Genomic DNA, 12987 nt, shown 5'->3' with positions numbered 1-12987 from the left:
GCGTGGGCGGCCGAGGGGGCCGGGGAGTCGGGGGTCAGACCTCGTAGTCGACGACCACGGGGGTGTGGTCGGACCATCGCTGGTCGTACGCGGCAGCGCGGTCCACCGCGTACGCCGTGACCTTCGCCGCGAGCGCGGGCGTCGCCATCTGGTAGTCGATGCGCCAACCGGAGTCGTTGTCGAACGCCTGGCCGCGCCACGACCACCACGTGTAGGGGCCGGGGACGTCGCCGGCCTGCTCCCGTCCGACGTCGACCCATCCGAGCCCGGTGCCGGTGGTGCCGTCGACGCAGTCCACCTGCTCGCCGGCGGCGCCGAGGAAGCGGTCGAAGTAGGCGCGCTCGCGGGGCAGGAAGCCGGCCCGCTTCACGTTGCCCTTCCAGTTCTTGATGTCGCGCTCGTCGTGCCCGACGTTGAGGTCGCCGACGACGACCGCGAGCTCGTTGTGCCGCTGCAGGGCCGGGAGGCGCTGCTCCATCGCGTCGAGGAAGCGCCACTTCTCGTCCTGCTTGGGGGTGTCGGCCTCGCCGGAGTGCACGTAGGTGCTCACCACCGTGACGACCGCGTCGCCGACCTCGTAGTCGGCCTCGAGCCACCGGCCCGCCGAGTCGAAGTCGTCCGGGCCGAGCTCGACACGGTGGATCCGGGCCCGGTCGCGCGAGGCGATCGCCACGCCCGCGCGGCCCTTCGCCGTCGCAGGGTCGTGCACGACGTTCCAGTCCTCACCGAGGAGCTCCTGCAGGTCGTCGGTGGACGCACGGACCTCTTGCAGGGCGAGCACGTCGACGTCCCGCCCCTGCAGCCAGTCGCCCATGCCCTTGCGGAACGCGGCGCGGATGCCGTTGACGTTGACGGTCGCGAGACGCAGGCGGGTCATGGGTTCAACCCTAGCGGCGGCCTCCGACGGGGCCCGTCCCGGACGTGCGCCCCTGCCGGGAGGTCCGTGGCGGCGCCACCACGGGCCTCCCGGCCGGCGGGTGGCACGACGCGGCCGCCGCGGCCGCGGTCAGGCCGCGTCGTGGTCGGTCTGCAGGAAGGTCACGAGTGCGTCGGCGGTCGCGTCGGCGTCGTCGCCCGTGACCGTGAGCGTGACCTCGTCGCCGTTCTCGACGCCGAGCCCGAGGAGACCGAGGATGCTGCCCGCGTTGGCCGACTTGTCACCCTTGGCGATCGTGACCTGGTGACCGGACGCCGTGACGTTCTGCACGAACAGCGAAGCGGGGCGGGCGTGCAGCCCCGATCCGCTGGCGACGGTGACGGTGCGGGTGGCTTCGGACATCGGAACTCCTGTCTCGATCGGACGCGTGGTCCGGGTGGATGCGCCCTCATGGTAGCGAGCGCGGCCGGTGTGGCCGTGGACGGTCGCGGCCGACGGGTCAGTCCCGTCCGGGCCAGAAGACCTCGGTGCCGGCGGCCTCGACCTCGCGCACGAGGTCGAGGTTGACCGCGGGGTCGGTGATGATCGTGTCGATCGCGGCGAGCGGTGCCACGCGCCCGAACTCCTCGCGGCCGAACTTCGAGTGGTCGGCGAGCAGGATGCTCCGCCGCGCGGCCTTGATGAGCGCGGTCTTCACGGCGGCCTCCGCCAGGTTGTGGGTCGTCAGGCCCCGCTCGGGTGTGATGCCGTTGATGCTGAGGAACGCGACGTCGACGCTCACCATGCCGACGAGCTGGTGGGTCCACGTGCCGACGCCCGCGAGGGAGTCGCTCCGGATGTTCCCGCCGAGGAAGTGCAGGTCGATCCCGGGCCGGTTGGCGACCGCCATCGCCACCGGCAGCGAGTGCGTCACGACGGTGAGCCCGCGGTCGGTCGGCAGCATCTCGGCGAGGCAGATGGTCGAGGTGCCCGCGTCGATGATGATCGAGCCGCCCTCGGGGAGTTCGTCGAGCGCGGCCTCGGCGATCACCATCTTCTCGGCCGTGTTGATGCCGCCGCGGTCGCCCACGCCCGCGTGGATCGTGATCCGCTCGACCGGGATCGCGCCGCCGTGCGCGCGCCGGACGAGGCCGCGCCGTTCGAGGCTCGTGAGGTCGCGGCGGATCGTCTCGGGCGTGACCGCGAGGAGTTCGGCGAGGTCCTTGACGTCGACCCGCCCCTGCGCGCGCGCCTGCTCGACGATGCGCTGGTGACGTTCTGGTGCGTACATCGGACCTCGGAGTGGGCGAAACGGGCATGGACCGACGTCCCCGGAGGCCCGAGTGGCCGGGGCGGGGGGAGTCAGACGCAAACGGGCATCTGTTTCTGCATTTTTATCCCCGGATTTGTTTGTTTGTCAATCGGAATCGATGTATGGTCGTCGCAGCGCGCCGCCCGTGCGCCGTCGTCCAGCCCCACCGCACCGCCTGATCTGCGCGATGAGATGAAGGAGTCTCGAATGTCCGAACTGCCCGGAACCGGGGTGGGCCGCGGCGTCGCGCTCGGACCCGTGCTGCGCATGCCCGAGCCCCTCGGCGCTCCGTCGGCGGCACCGCTCGACGGTCCGGTCGAGGCCGCGGACGCCGCCGTGCACGAGGCCGTGGCCGCGGTCGCCGACGACCTGACGAAGCGCGGCGCGCTCGCCGGTGGCGACGCCCAGGCCGTGCTCGAGGCCCAGGCGCTCATGGCGCAGGACCCGACGCTGCTCGACGACGTGCACACCCGGATCAGCGGTGGCGCGAACGCGGAGCGCGCCGTGCACGACGCGTTCGCCGCGTTCCAGGACATCCTCGCCGCGATGGGCGGCTACATGGGGGAGCGGGCGGCCGACCTCGGCGACGTGTCCCAGCGCATCATCGCGAAGCTCCGTGGGGTGCCCGCACCGGGCGTGCCCGACTCGGACACCCCGTTCGTCCTGGTCGCGCGCGACCTCGCCCCGGCCGACACCGCCCTGCTCGACCTCGACAAGGTGCTCGCGCTCGTCACGAGCGACGGCGGCCCCACCTCGCACACCGCGATCCTCGCCCGGGCGAAGGGCATCACGGCGATCGTCGGCGTCGAGGGCGCCGCGGACCTCGTCGACGGCCAGACGGTCGTCGTCGACGCCGCTGCCGGCGTGGTCGTCACCGACCCCGATCCCGACCTCGTCACCGCGACGGAGGCCCGGATCGCGGAGCGTCTCGCCGCGGCCGACCGACCGGTCACGCCCGGCGCGCTCGCCGACGGCACGCTCGTGCCGCTCCTGGCGAACCTCGGCAACCCCGCCGATGCCGCGGGCGCCGTCGCGCTCGGCGCCGAGGGCGTCGGCCTGTTCCGCACCGAGTTCCTGTTCCTCGACTCGCCGACCGCACCGACCGTGGAGGCGCAGCGTCAGGCCTACGTGCAGCTGCTGTCCGCGTTCCCCGGCAAGAAGGTCGTCGTGCGCGCGCTCGACGCGGGGGCGGACAAGCCGCTGTCGTTCCTGACCGACCAGGACGAGGAGAACCCCGCGCTCGGTCGCCGTGGCCTCCGGGCGCTGCGACACCACGAGGCGGTCCTCCGTGACCAGCTCACCGCGCTCGTCCAGGCCGACGCCGAGACCGAGGCCGACCTCTGGGTGATGGCGCCGATGGTGGCGGACGCCGAGGAGACCTCGTACTTCGTGTCCCTGGCCCGCGAGCTCGGTGTCCGGACCGCGGGTGTCATGGCCGAGGTGCCGTCGCTCGCGCTCCTCGCCGAGCAGGTGTTCCAGCAGGCGGACTTCGTCTCCATCGGCACGAACGACCTGACGCAGTACACGCTCGCCGCGGACCGGCTGCTCGGGTCCGTCGCCTCCTACCAGGACCCGTGGCACCCCGCGGTGTTGCGCCTCGTCGCCCAGCTCGGTGCTGCCGGGCGTGACGCGGGCAAGGCCGTGGGGATCTGCGGCGAGGCCGCGGCCGACCCGCTGCTCGCCGTCGTCCTCGTGGGTCTCGGCGCCACCACGCTCTCCATGACCCCCGCCGCCCTCGCGGACGTGCGCGCCGAACTCGGCCAGCACACCCTCGAGCAGGCGCGCGAGATGGCCCGGGCCGCGCTCGCCGCCCCGTCCGCCGCGGCCGCACGTGCCGCTGCGACGTCGGCGCACGTCGCCTGACCTCCCCGTCCCGTTCCCTCCGATCCGTTCCCACGAACCCACACCAGAAAGAACGCACATGACAACGACGTCCGTCGCAGCGACCGGCGCCCCCGCACAGAAGCGGGGCGGCGGTCGGGTCGCCGTCCAGAAGTTCGGCGCCTTCCTCTCCGGCATGGTGATGCCGAACATCGCGATCTTCATCGCGTGGGGCATCATCACCGCCTTCTTCATCCAGACCGGCTGGACTCCCGTCGGCGTCCTCGGCGGCTTCGGCACCACGCACGGCGTCGCGAACGTCGGCGTGGTCGGCCCGATCCTCACCTACCTCATCCCGCTCGCGATCGCGATCCAGGGTGGCCGGATGGTCTACGACATCCGCGGTGCGGTCGTCGGCTCGATCTTCACGATGGGCGTCATCCTCGGCGCGTCGGGCACGACGATGATCCTCGGCGCGATGATCTGCGGCCCGCTCGGCGCGTACCTCATCAAGCAGGTGGACCGCATCTGGGACGGCAAGATCAAGCCGGGCTTCGAGATGCTCGTGAACAACTACGCGGCCGGCATCCTCGGCTTCGGGTTGTTCATGGTCGGCTTCTTCTGGCTGTCCTGGATCTTCCTCCGCATCGCGGACGGCCTCGGTGCCGCCGTCGAGTGGCTGGTGCACGCGCACCTGCTGCCGCTCGCGAGCGTCATCATCGAGCCGGCGAAGGTCTTCTTCCTCAACAACGCGATCAACCACGGCGTGCTCGACCAGCTCGGCGCGCAGCAGGTCCAGCAGTCCGGCAAGTCGATCCTGTTCCTCCTCGAGGCGAACCCCGGCCCCGGTCTCGGCATCCTCCTCGCCTTCACCTTCTTCGGTGTCGGCGTCGCGCGGTCGACGGCTCCTGGCGCGATCCTCATCCAGTTCTTCGGTGGGATCCACGAGATCTACTTCCCCTACGTGCTGCAGAAGCCGATCCTGTTCATCGCCGTCATCCTCGGTGGTGCGACCGGTGTCGCCACGAACGTCGCGTTCGGGTCCGGTCTCGTCGCCCCGGCCTCGCCGGGCTCGATCCTCGCGGTGCTCTTCAACACCTCGCGGGACAGCTACGTCGGCGTCATCCTCTCCGTCGTCCTGTCGGCGCTCGTGTCCGGCGCCGTCGCGTCCTTCTTCCTCATCTCGACCCGCAAGCGGGACCTGGCCGCCGGTGGTGGCGACATGAGCGACGCCCTCGCCCGCATGCAGGCGAACAAGGGCCGCGACGTCAACGCCGCGACCGCGGGCATCTTCGGCTCGAACGCCCCGGCGAACGAGGAAGAGACCGAGTCGTCCTTCGGCGGCGTCGGTTCCGCGACGGGCACCACCACCGCCACGCGCGTCCAGAACGTCGTGTTCGCCTGCGACGCGGGCATGGGCTCGAGTGCGATGGGCGCGAGCGTCCTGCGGAACAAGATCAAGAAGGCCGGTATCGAGGGCGTCACGGTCGTCAACAAGGCGATCGCGAACCTCTCGGGTGACGAGGACCTCATCATCACCCAGGAGGAGCTCACCGACCGGGCGAAGCAGAAGAACCCGAACGCGCAGCACGTGTCGGTCGGTAACTTCATGAACGCGCCCCAGTACGACCAGGTCGTCGACCAGCTGAAGCAGCAGTAACCGCACCACACGGCACCACACCCACGGGGCGGGGGAACGCGGACGACGCGTTCCCCCGCCCCACAGCCACGAACAAGGAGACCACCGATGCCCGTCCTGCAGGAGAGCCAGATCCGGATCCACACCGAGGACACCGCTCCGACCAAGACGGAGGCGATGAAGGAGGCGGCCGACATCCTCGAGGCCGCCGGTGCGGTCACGGGGGACTACTACCCCGCCATGCTCGAGCGCGAGAAGAGCGTGTCCACCTACATGGGCAACTTCCTGGCGATCCCGCACGGCACGAACGAGGCGAAGGACGCCATCAAGACATCCGCGCTGTCGTTCATCCGCTACGCGTCGCCCATCGACTGGGACGGCAACGAGGTGCGATTCGTCGTGGGCATCGCCGGCGTCAACAACGAGCACCTCGACATCCTGTCGAAGATCGCGATCGTGTTCTCCGACGAGGACCAGGTGCAGGCGCTCACGGAGGCGCCCGACGCCGCGGCGATCATGGCGATCCTCGGCGAGGTGAACGAGTGAGCGTCGCCGTCCACTTCGGTGCCGGCAACATCGGGCGCGGCTTCGTCGGGCTCCTGCTCCACGAGGCCGGGTACGAGGTCGTCTTCGCCGACGTCGCCGCGCCGCTCATCGACGCGCTCGCGGCCGCCGACTCGTACACGGTGCACGAGGTCGGCGAAGGTGCGCAGGACCACGTCGTGACGGGCTTCCGCGCGGTGAACAGCGCTCAGGACGAGGCCGGCGTGGTCGCCGAGGTGGCCGCGGCCGACGTCGTCACCTGCGCCGTCGGGCCCACCGTGCTCCGGTTCATCGCCCCGGTCATCGCGCGCGGCCTCGTCGAGCGCGACCCGGAGGCAGCGCCGCTCGCCGTCATGGCGTGCGAGAACGCGATCAACGCGACCGACCGCCTCCGCGAGTTCATCGTCGACGCGCTGCCCGAGGGCGAGCGGGACGCGGCGCTCGCCAAGGCGGTGTTCGCGAACACCGCCGTCGACCGCATCGTCCCGGCACAGCCGGCCAACGCGGGCCTCGACGTCACCGTCGAGACCTACTTCGAGTGGGCGATCGACCGCACGCCGTTCGCCGGCACGGAGCCCACGATCCCCGGAGTGCACTACGTCGACGGGCTCGCCGCGTCGATCGAGCGGAAGCTCTTCACCGTCAACACCGGGCACGCGACCGTGGCCTATCACGGGTACCTCGCCGGTGCGGACAAGATCTCGGACGCGATCGCGATCCCCGCGGTCCGGTCGGCCCTCGAGTCCGTGCTCGGCGAGACGAGCGACCTGCTCGTCCGTCGGCACGAGCTCGACCCCGAGGTGCACCGCGCCTACGTGACGGCCATCATCGCCCGCTTCGAGAACCCGCACCTACCCGACACGGTGACGCGGGTCGGGCGGCAGCCGCTCCGCAAGCTCTCGCGCGACGAGCGCTTCGTGTCGCCCGGGGCTGCCCTCGCCGAGGAGGGCGTCGACCCGACCGCGCTGCTCGACGCCATGGGCGCCGCGCTCCGCTTCGACGTCGCGGACGACGAGCAGAGCGTCGAACTCCAGGCCCTGCTCCGATCGGATGCCTCGGACACGGACGTCGCGCAGCAGATCACCGGTCTGGAGGCCGGACACCCGTTCCTCGCACCGTTCACCGACCGCGTGGCCGCGGTCCGCGCCTGACGCGGACCCGCATCCCGCACCGACGCAGGCCCGCACCGGGCCAGCTCGACGGCCGCCGTCCCTCCCGGGCTGGCAGCCGTCGTGTCGCCTGCGCCCAGCGCGCCGTGGCGGTCGCCGACCGCCCCGCGTTCAGGCCGGCTCCGGGGCGCCGTGCAGCCGTCGGGCGTTGGATGGCGCGGACGGTGCCGACGGACGACACCGGACGGGAGTGGACCGGGATGGCCAAGCGGTGGATCGCGCCGGAGTTCGGCGGCGTCGAGGTGTTCGAGTTCGTGGAGACGACCGTGCCGGAGCCCCGCGCGGGTGAGGTGACGATCAGCGTCCGGGCGGCCGGCGTCAACCCCGCCGACTACAAGCACACCCAGGGCGGTCCGAACGCCGACCGCTCCCAGTTGCCGATGGGGATCGGGTACGAGGTCGCGGGCGTCATCAGCGCCATCGGACCGGGGACGACGATCGCGTCCGGCGGTGGGAGCACCGGCGACCGCGTCATCGCGTTCCGGGTCGACGGCGGCTACGCGACGGACATCACCGTTCCGGCGCACGACGTGTTCGCGGCGCCGGACACCCTCGACGATGCCGCGGCCGCGAACCTGTTCCTCGCCGGGACGACGGCGGCCGACGTGCTGCGGGTCGTCCACCCGGGCGAGGGCGACACGGTGCTCGTGCACGGTGCGTCCGGAGCGGTCGGGGTCAGCGTGCTCCAGCAGGCGCGACAGCGGGGCATCCGTCTGATCGGCACCGCGTCGGAGGCGAACGCCGAGACGGTACGGCGGTTCGGCGGCGAGCCCGTGGCGTACGGCGAGGGCCTGGCCGACCGGGTGCGCGCGCTCGCACCGCAGGGTGTCGCGGCGGCGATCGACTGTGTCGGCACCGACGAGGCGGTCGACGTGTCGCTCGAGCTCGTGGTCGACCGCGACCGCATCGTGACCATCGCGGCGCACGGTCGTGCCCAGCAGGACGGCTTCCGGGCCGTGGGCGGTGCGCAGCCCGAGAGTGCCGCGTTCCGGGACTCGGTGCGGCAGCAGCTCGTGGACATGGCGGCGTCGGGGGAGCTCGTCGTGCCGGTCGCCCGGACATGGCCGCTCGCCGACGCCGTCGAGGCGCTGCGCTTCCTGCAGGAAGGCCACCCGGGCGGCAAGCTCGCACTCGTCCCGTGAGCAGGGCGCCTCGGTGCGGTCGGCGGGGCCGTCGCGGTCAGACGACCCGGAGTCGGACGAGCGAACCGTCGACCACGAGGTCGCGCACCGTCACCCCGGGATCGGCGATCGCGAACCGCAACGCACCACCGGGCTGGTCGAACCAGGGCTGCACGAGCCGGACGTTCACGAGGAACGGCCGGTCCGTCACGTAGCGGTGCACGTCCGGGCGCTGCATCGCGTGCGGCGGCAGTGACCGAGCGGGGAGCGGGGTGTCCAGGGGGTGCAGCAGGTAACCGTCGGGACCGCCGACGCGGTCGACGGGGATGCCGGCTGGGATCTGGATCGTCAGGCCCGCGTTGCCCGCGCCGTGCGCCTGCGCCGCGAGCTGCGGGTACGAGGCGCCCGCACGATCGCGGAGGGCGTCGAGTTCGGACTGCCGGACGTCGCGGGCCGGCGGGAACGGGCGGTTGAGGAACCGCCGGAGCATCTCGACCGCGTCGTCCTCACTGCGGGCCACGGCCAATCGGCGGGGGTTGCCGTAGTCGACGACCTCGAGGGCCCAGTCCTGCCCGTGCGCCGACGCGGCGTCGACCGGCACGATCCGCAGGGCTCCCTCGACCGGCTCGTCGAGCGGGTGCTCCCCGGGGAGCACCACGTACCGGGCGGTGTAGCCGAGCTGATCGAGCGTGGGGCGGACGTCCGCGAAGGTCATGGTCGGAGCCTACCGAGCGGTTCTAGGCGTGGCCTCGGACGAGTGCCTGCTTGACCTCTGCGATCGCCTTGGTGACCTGGATGCCGCGTGGGCAGGCGTCGGTGCAGTTGAAGGTCGTGCGGCAGCGCCACACGCCCTCCTTGTCGTTGAGGATGTCGAGACGGACCTTCGCCTCGTCGTCGCGGGAGTCGAAGATGAACCGGTGCGCGTTGACGATCGCGGCCGGACCGAAGTACTGCCCGTCGGTCCAGAACACCGGGCACGAGGACGTGCACGCCGCGCACAGGATGCACTTCGTCGTGTCGTCGAAGCGCTCACGCTCGGCGACGGACTGCACGCGCTCCTTGCCCTTCTGCGGGGCGGACTTCGACTGCAGGAACGGCTGGACCTCGCGGTAGGAGGCGAAGAACGGCTCCATGTCGACGACCAGGTCCTTCTCGAGCGGCAGGCCCTTGATCGCCTCGACGTAGATCGGCTTCGACACGTCGAGGTCCTTGATCAGCGTCTTGCAGGCGAGCCGGTTCCGGCCGTTGATGCGCATGGCGTCCGAGCCGCAGACACCGTGTGCACACGACCGGCGGAACGTGAGGGAGCCGTCCTGCTCCCACTTCACCTGGTGCAGGGCGTCGAGGATCCGGTCCGTCGGCAACATCATCACGCCGAACTCCTGCCAGTGCGGCTCGGTGTCGACGTCCGGGTCGAACCGGCGGACCATGAGGGTCACCGGGAACGAGCCGGGAGGCGCGGTGCGGTCCTCCGCACGGCTCACGGGGGCATCGCTGACCAGAGTGTCGGTCATCTCAGTACTTCCTCTCCATCGGCTGGTACCGGGTGATGACCACGGGCTTCCAGTCGAGTGTGATGTGGTCGTCGGCGAGCGAGGAGTGCGGATCGCCCGTCAGGTACGCCATGGTGTGCTGCATGTAGTTCTCGTCGTCGCGCTTCGGGTAGTCGTCGCGCATGTGACCGCCACGGGACTCCTTGCGGTTCCGCGCGGAGAACACGACGACCTCGGCGAGGTCGAGCAGGAACCCGAGCTCGACGGCCTCGAGCAGGTCGGTGTTGAACCGCTTGCCCTTGTCCTGGACGGAGACCTTCAGGTACCGCTCGCGCAGCTCGTGGATGGTCGCCGTCACCTTGGCGAGCGACTCGTCCGTCCGGAACACCTGGGCGTTCTTGTCCATCTCGTCCTGCAACTCCTTGCGGAGGCTCGCCACGCGTTCGGTGCCCGTGGAGGCCCGCAGCTGCTCGAGCATGCGGCGCACGTTGCCCGCCGGGTCCTCGGGGAGCGGGACGAACTCCGCGGTCTGCACGTACGCCGCCGCGTTGTTGCCGCTCCGCTTGCCGAACACGTTGATGTCGAGCAACGAGTTCGTGCCGAGCCGGTTCGACCCGTGCACGGACACGCAGGCACACTCGCCGGCGGCGTAGAGGCCCGGCACCACGGTGTCGTTGTCCCGCAGGACCTCGGCGTTCGTGTTCGTCGGGATGCCCCCCATGGCGTAGTGCGCGGTCGGCATCACCGGCACGGGCTCCGTCACCGGGTCGACACCGAGGTACGTGCGCGCGAACTCGGTGATGTCCGGGAGCTTGGTCTCGAGGACCTCGGCCCCCAGGTGCGTGCAGTCGAGCAGGACGTAGTCCTTGTTCGGGCCGGCCCCGCGGCCCTCCGCGACCTCTTGCACCATGCACCGGGCGACGATGTCGCGGGGCGCGAGGTCCTTGATGGTCGGTGCGTAGCGCTCCATGAAGCGCTCGCCGGAGGCGTTGCGGAGGATCGCGCCCTCACCGCGGGCGCCCTCCGTGAGCAGGATGCCGAGGCCCGCCAGGCCCGTCGGGTGGAACTGGAAGAACTCCATGTCCTCGAGCGGCAGGCCGGAACGCCACACGATGCCGACACCGTCGCCGGTGAGGGTGTGGGCGTTCGAGGTCGTCTTGTAGATCTTGCCGAACCCGCCGGTCGCGAAGATCAACGCCTTGGCGTGGAACACGTGGAGCTCGCCCGTCGCGAGCTCGAACGCGACGACGCCGACGGGCTGCTCGCGGGTGACGCCGTCGTCGCCCGTGACCTCGGCCATGACGAGGTCGAGGGCGTAGAACTCGTTGAAGAAGTTGACGCCCAGCTTGACGCAGTTCTGGAACAGCGTCTGCAGGATCATGTGGCCCGTGCGGTCCGCCGCGTAGCAGGCGCGGCGCACCGGCGCCTTGCCGTGGTCGCGCGTGTGGCCGCCGAACCGACGCTGGTCGATCTTGCCCTCGGGCGTCCGGTTGAAGGGCAGCCCCATGTTCTCGAGGTCGATGACCGCGTCGATGGCCTCCTTCGCCAGGATCTCGGCGGCGTCCTGGTCGACCAGGTAGTCACCGCCCTTGATCGTGTCGAACGTGTGCCACTCCCAGGAGTCCTCTTCCACGTTGGCGAGCGCCGCCGCCATGCCGCCCTGCGCGGCGCCCGTGTGGGATCGCGTCGGGTACAGCTTCGAGATCACGGCCGTGTTCGCCTGCGGGCCGGCCTCGATCGCCGCTCGCATGCCGGCGCCTCCCGCGCCGATGATGACGATGTCGAACTGGTGGTGGTGGACCCCGTCGACGACGGAGCTCGTGGGTGCAGCGGTGGTGTCGGTCACGGACTTCTCTCGAATGTGGTCAGGAGGGCGGAGCTCAGTGCGCGGGGCAGAACGACGGCAGGTCGGCGGCCGCGGCACCCGCGGGGCACGGGTCGAACGTCCAGCAGACGAGCGTGCCGAGCGCGATCAGCACGACGCACGCGACGAGCACGGCGCCGAGCAGCGTGCGCCGCACAGCCGGTCGGCCGACGTAGTCGTTGATGATCGTGCGCATGCCGTTCGAGCCGTGGATGAGCGCGAGCCACAGCATGAGCGTGTCCCACACCTGCCAGAGCGGACTCGCCCACTTGCCGGCGACGAAGGCGAAGTCGATCTGCTTGACGCCACCCCCGGCGACCATGTTGATGAACAGGTGCCCGAAGATGAGCACGACGAGGACGATCCCCGACGCGCGCATGTAGATCCAGCCCCACTTCTCCCAGTTGGTGGTGCGGCGGGCGGCCGGGGCGGAACGCGGGGCCTCGACGGTCTCGGTGGTCATCGGATCTCCTCCGCTCAGTGCAGGTCGGCCACGAGGTTCATGATCTGGGTCGGCAGGAAGCCCGCGATCAGCACCACCCAGATCCCGACCACGATCCAGAACATGAGCCGCTGGTACTGCGGTCCCTTGCTCCAGAAGTCGACCGCGACGATGCGCAGCCCGTTGATCGCGTGGAAGACGATCGCCATCACGAGGCCGGTCTCGCCGAGGTTCATGATCGGCGTCTTGTACGTGCCGATGACGGCGTCGTACGCGGCGGGCGAGAGTCGGACGAGGGCCGTGTCCAGGATGTGCACGAGCAGGAAGAAGTAGATCGCGACGCCCGTGATGCGGTGCAGCACCCACGACCACATGCCGGCGCCGCCGCGGTAGAGCGTGCCCGACGGGGCCCGCGGTGGTCGCGGTGTCGGTGCCGACGTGGGACCGACCGGCGCCGCGACTGCCGTCGCGCCACCGGGTTCGTCGTGCACAGCGGTCTGCTCGGCCATGAGCGCGCCCTCCCGTGGGATGCTCGGCCGCCGATCGGCGGCCGTTGCCGTTCGTGTTCGTGTGGAACACGGACCATCCTACGGCCGGGCACCGACCTCCTCGTGCCATGCCGTCCGGGGGTGACCACGTGAACGGACCGTGGCGATCCGGGGACGGGGGCCAGCCTCCCGGACCGGCGGCCGATGCCCCTGCCGCTCGTGCCGCCCCCGCCGATATG

The 12987-nt window shown here is 70.9% G+C and carries 13 protein-coding genes; 5 read left to right on the top strand and 8 right to left on the bottom strand.

Annotated elements, in window-relative coordinates; translation table 11 throughout:
• Positions 1-34: 34 nt before the first annotated feature.
• From DEI92_RS10825 to DEI92_RS10815, 3 genes are all read right to left on the bottom strand, one after another.
• Complete coding sequence (locus DEI92_RS10825) at positions 35-877, bottom strand: exodeoxyribonuclease III (protein WP_111009496.1); 843 nt, start codon at positions 875-877, stop codon at positions 35-37.
• A 129-nt stretch (positions 878-1006) separates the two neighbouring features.
• Positions 1007-1279 (bottom strand): HPr family phosphocarrier protein, encoded by a 273-nt coding sequence (locus tag DEI92_RS10820; RefSeq protein ID WP_111009497.1) that lies wholly within the window; start codon positions 1277-1279, stop codon positions 1007-1009.
• A 97-nt stretch (positions 1280-1376) separates the two neighbouring features.
• On the bottom strand, positions 1377-2147 hold the full coding sequence (locus tag DEI92_RS10815) for a DeoR/GlpR family DNA-binding transcription regulator (RefSeq protein WP_111013490.1): 771 nt from the start codon (positions 2145-2147) through the stop codon (positions 1377-1379).
• Positions 2148-2375: 228 nt separating this feature from the next.
• Between DEI92_RS10815 and ptsP the strand changes: the two genes are divergently transcribed.
• The 5 genes from ptsP to DEI92_RS10795 all read left to right on the top strand — a co-directional run bounded on the left by ptsP (position 2376) and on the right by DEI92_RS10795 (position 8482).
• The gene (gene ptsP / locus DEI92_RS10810) at positions 2376-4031 is read left to right on the top strand and encodes a phosphoenolpyruvate--protein phosphotransferase (RefSeq protein WP_111013489.1); all 1656 of its coding nucleotides are present in this window, start codon (positions 2376-2378) and stop codon (positions 4029-4031) included.
• A gap of 58 nt (positions 4032-4089) precedes the next feature.
• Entirely contained in the window at positions 4090-5649 is a 1560-nt protein-coding gene (locus DEI92_RS10805; protein ID WP_258370167.1) for a PTS mannitol transporter subunit IICB, read from the top strand.
• 87 nt (positions 5650-5736) lie between these two features.
• Positions 5737-6174 carry a PTS sugar transporter subunit IIA gene (locus DEI92_RS16870; RefSeq protein WP_111036626.1) on the top strand — a complete coding sequence of 146 codons (438 nt, stop codon included), beginning with the start codon at positions 5737-5739 and terminating at the stop codon, positions 6172-6174.
• Complete coding sequence (locus DEI92_RS10800) at positions 6171-7322, top strand: mannitol-1-phosphate 5-dehydrogenase (protein WP_111013488.1); 1152 nt, start codon at positions 6171-6173, stop codon at positions 7320-7322. Before DEI92_RS16870 ends, DEI92_RS10800 begins: the two co-directional genes overlap by 4 nt.
• Positions 7323-7540: 218 nt before the next feature.
• Positions 7541-8482, top strand: coding sequence for an NADP-dependent oxidoreductase (locus tag DEI92_RS10795; RefSeq protein WP_111013588.1), 942 nt, complete (start codon positions 7541-7543; stop codon positions 8480-8482).
• Positions 8483-8519: 37 nt separating this feature from the next.
• Here the strand turns inward: DEI92_RS10795 and DEI92_RS10790 are convergent, their stop codons facing one another.
• Genes DEI92_RS10790 through sdhC form a run of 5 tightly spaced genes read right to left on the bottom strand, consistent with a single transcriptional unit; the run spans position 8520 to position 12769 of the window.
• A complete protein-coding gene (locus DEI92_RS10790) occupies positions 8520-9176 on the bottom strand; it encodes a TNT domain-containing protein (RefSeq protein WP_111013487.1) in 657 nt (218 codons plus the stop codon).
• 22 nt (positions 9177-9198) lie between these two features.
• Positions 9199-9975 carry a succinate dehydrogenase iron-sulfur subunit gene (locus DEI92_RS10785; protein ID WP_111013486.1) on the bottom strand — a complete coding sequence of 259 codons (777 nt, stop codon included), beginning with the start codon at positions 9973-9975 and terminating at the stop codon, positions 9199-9201.
• A 1-nt stretch (position 9976) separates the two neighbouring features.
• Positions 9977-11800: a succinate dehydrogenase flavoprotein subunit gene (gene sdhA / locus DEI92_RS10780; protein ID WP_111013485.1), complete on the bottom strand. Its 1824-nt coding sequence runs from the start codon at positions 11798-11800 to the stop codon at positions 9977-9979.
• Positions 11801-11834: 34 nt separating this feature from the next.
• Entirely contained in the window at positions 11835-12281 is a 447-nt protein-coding gene (gene sdhD, locus DEI92_RS10775) for a succinate dehydrogenase, hydrophobic membrane anchor protein (RefSeq protein WP_111009505.1), read from the bottom strand.
• 14 nt (positions 12282-12295) lie between these two features.
• The gene (gene sdhC, locus DEI92_RS10770; protein ID WP_111009506.1) at positions 12296-12769 is read right to left on the bottom strand and encodes a succinate dehydrogenase, cytochrome b556 subunit; all 474 of its coding nucleotides are present in this window, start codon (positions 12767-12769) and stop codon (positions 12296-12298) included.
• Positions 12770-12987 lie beyond the last annotated feature (218 nt).

Origin of the sequence: Curtobacterium sp. MCBD17_034 (genome assembly GCF_003234515.1) — a bacterium.
Classification (GTDB): Bacteria; Actinomycetota; Actinomycetes; order Actinomycetales; family Microbacteriaceae; genus Curtobacterium.
This window is presented reverse-complemented; position numbering and strand designations above follow the sequence as displayed.